The organism is Collimonas fungivorans (assembly GCF_028292705.1).
GTDB classification, from domain to species: Bacteria; Pseudomonadota; Gammaproteobacteria; order Burkholderiales; family Burkholderiaceae_D; genus Collimonas; species Collimonas fungivorans_B.
This window is the reverse complement of record NZ_JAQGLV010000249.1, coordinates 1-3,135: the sequence shown is the minus strand read 5'-3', so window position 1 is coordinate 3,135 and position 3,135 is coordinate 1. Positions and strand designations below refer to the sequence as shown.

General features: G+C 61.7%; 3 protein-coding genes. All 3 read left to right on the top strand.

Annotated elements, in window-relative coordinates:
* The coding region (locus tag JWQ61_RS14280; protein WP_304361108.1) for an amidohydrolase family protein at nucleotides 1-1,212 on the top strand (1,212 nt) is incomplete at its 5' end.
* Nucleotides 1,213-1,239: 27 nt separating this feature from the next.
* Nucleotides 1,240-1,623, top strand: a complete 384-nt coding sequence (locus JWQ61_RS14275; RefSeq protein WP_014005262.1) for a RidA family protein — start codon at nucleotides 1,240-1,242, stop codon at nucleotides 1,621-1,623.
* 137 nt (nucleotides 1,624-1,760) lie between these two features.
* On the top strand, nucleotides 1,761-3,113 hold the full coding sequence (locus tag JWQ61_RS14270) for a GntP family permease (protein ID WP_041741411.1): 1,353 nt from the start codon (nucleotides 1,761-1,763) through the stop codon (nucleotides 3,111-3,113).
* The last annotated feature ends 22 nt before the right edge of the window (nucleotides 3,114-3,135 follow it).

Sequence of the window (3,135 nt, the reverse complement as noted above, 5' to 3'; positions counted from 1 at the left end):
GTGGTCGGCAATTGCGGCATCAGCGCCGCGCCGGTCAGCCTCAAGGCGGAACCGCCGGATCCGATGAACCTGCTGGGCGAGGCAAGCGCTTTCAGCTATCCGACTTTTGCTTCCTATGTCGAAGCGGTGACCCAGGCCCAGCCGGCAATCAATGTCGCCGCCCTGATCGGCCATACCGCCTTGCGCAGCAACCAGATGGACCGGCTCGACCGCGCCGCCACTGAAACCGAAATCGCCGCCATGTGCGAGCAATTGCGCGAAGCGCTGGCGCACGGCGCGCTTGGACTCAGCACCGGCCTGGCCTACGGCAATGCGATCAACGCGCCGACCGCCGAAGTACTGGCGCTGGCAGAACCGCTGGCCGAGGCCGGCGCCATCTACGCTACCCATTTGCGCAGCGAATTTGCCGATATCCTGGAAGCCATGGATGAAGCGTTCCGCATCGGCAAGCATGCCCGGGTGCCGGTGGTGATTTCGCACCTGAAATGCGCCGGCGTCGAAAACTGGGGCCGCAGCGGCGAGGTGCTGGAGGCGCTGGAGCAGGCGCAGCGCTACCAGCCGGTCGGCTGCGACTGTTATCCCTACACCGCCAGTTCCTCCACCCTGGATTTGAAGCAGGTGACCGACACCATCGACATCATGGTGACCTGGTCGGAACCGGAACCGGCGATGGGCGGCAAGCTGCTGGCCGACATCGCCGCCGAATGGCAGGTCGACCTGATGGCGGCGGCGCGCCGCCTGCAGCCGGCCGGCGCGGTCTATCACTGCATGCAGGACGAGGACGTCAACCGCATCCTGAGCCACCCGGCCAGCGTGGTCGGTTCCGACGGCCTGCCTAACGATCCCTTGCCGCATCCGCGCCTGTGGGGCGCCTTTCCGCGCGTGCTGGGTTATTACAGCCGCGAACAGAAACTGTTCCCGCTGACTGTGGCGATCCGCAAGATGACCGGCCTGTCGGCGGAACGTTTCGGCCTGGCCGAACGCGGCCTGGTGCGCGAAGGGTACTGGGCCGACCTGGTGCTGTTCGATGCCGAGACCGTGCGCGACGCCGCCACCTTCTCCGATCCGATGCAGCCGGCCGAAGGCATCGATGCGGTGTGGGTGAATGGCGCCTTGTCTTACCTGGGCGGCGCGCAAAAAGCGCCGACCGAATTGCGGGCAGGGCGTTTCCTGGCGCGCCAGGCCGGCGTCAGCGGCGTACTGGCAAGTTGAATTTTGTTTTTTTACTGAGGAGTTGTCATGACAATCAAACGATATGGTGTTGAAGGTGGTTCGGGAACCGGCGGCCAGCATCTGCCGTTCGCGCGTGCAGTGGAAGCCGATGGCTGGCTGTATGTTTCCGGCCAGGTGGCGATGGTGGACGGCGAAGTGATCGACGGCGGCATCGTCGCCCAGTCGCACAAGACCATCCAGAACGTGCTGGCGATCCTGAAAGAAGCCGGCTACGGCCCGGAGCACGTGGTGCGTTGCGGCGTCTGGCTCGACGATACCCGCGATTTCCAGTCGTTCAACCGGGTCTTCAAGGAATACTTTGGCGCCAATCCGCCGGCCCGCGCTTGCGTGCAGTCGAGCATGGTGGTCGACTGCAAGGTGGAAGTGGATTGCATCGCTTATAAAAAATAAACCAGGTTCAGGTCGGCGAATTTACTGACAACTGGTAGTCAATGGCTGCAAAATGGCGCCGTTATGGATTTGCGCGCCAAGGCAGGCAGCAGGTATATGGCGGTGTCAAAAAATAAATCGGACTTTAGGAGGATTTGATGGAGATGGTTCAGGGAAATATGTTGCTGCTCTATGCAGTGATTGCCGTGATCGCACTGGTGGTGCTGATCGCAAAGTTCAAGATGAATCCGTTCATCGTGCTGATCGTGGTGTCGGTGATCCTGGGCCTGGTGGTCGGCATGCCGATGGCCAGCATCGTCAAGTCCTACGAAACCGGTGTCGGCGGTGCTTTAGGACATATCGCGCTGGTGGTCGGGCTGGGCACCATGTTCGGCAAGATGATGGCCGAATCGGGCGGCGCCGAACGCGTGGCCAATACGCTGATCGGCGTGTTCGGTCCCAAGAGGGTGCACTGGGCCATGATGGTGGTGGCCCTGATCGTCGGCCTGCCGGTGTTTTTTGAAGTCGGTTTCGTGCTGCTGATCCCGATTGCATTCAACGTCGCCAAGCGTACCGGGACATCGATGATCATGGTCGGGATCCCGATGGTTGCCGGCCTGTCTGTCGTGCATGGCTTGATTCCGCCGCATCCGGCCGCGCTGTTCGCCGTGACCGCCTACAACGCAGACATCGGCCGCACCATCATGTACGCGCTGATCGTCGGCATTCCTACCGCGATCATTGCCGGCCCGCTGTTTGCCAAGCTGATCAGCCGCTTCGTGGTGCCTAATCCGGACAATCCATTGATCGCGCAATTCGTGGAAGAGGGCAAGACCCGCGAATTGCCGGGTTTTGGCATCACCATTGCAACCATCCTGCTGCCGGTGGCGCTGATGCTGATCGGCAGCTGGGCCGATGTGTTTTTCACTCCCAAAACTTTCGCCAACGATTTCCTGCGCCTGATCGGCAACTCGGTGATTGCACTGCTGATTGCGACGCTGGTGAGTTTTTACACCTTCGGCAAGGCGCGCGGTTTTGATCGCGCGGCGATCCTGAAATTTACCACCGAGTGCCTGGCGCCTATCGCCGGGATCACCCTGATCGTCGGCGCTGGCGCCGGTTTTGGCCGGATCCTGATCGACGGCGGCGTGTCCAAGGCGATTGTCGAACTCGCCAACAACGCGCATCTGTCGCCGTTGCTGCTGGGCTGGTTCGTGGCGGCGCTGATCCGCGTTGCTACCGGCTCCGCTACTGTGGCGATGACCACCGCCTGCGGCATTGTCGCGCCTATCGTCACCGCCGCCGGCGTTACCGTCAGGCCGGAACTGATGGTGCTGGCCACCGGCGCCGGTTCGCTGATCCTGTCGCACGTCAACGATGGCGGTTTCTGGCTGGTCAAGGAGTACTTCAACATGACCGTGACGGAAACCTTCAAGACCTGGACTGTGGCTGAGACCATCATTTCGGTAGTGGCGCTGTTGCTGACCTTGGGCCTGGCTACAGTGATCTGATCCGTCCGAAGGTCAACTCGCC

Excerpts from the sequence above, each read along its gene's own strand:
- JWQ61_RS14275 (WP_014005262.1), top strand. The coding sequence starts at position 1,240 with ATGACAATCAAACGATATGGTGTTGAAGGTGGTTCGGGAACCGGCGGC.
- JWQ61_RS14270 (WP_041741411.1), top strand. The coding sequence starts at position 1,761 with ATGGAGATGGTTCAGGGAAATATGTTGCTGCTCTATGCAGTGATTGCC.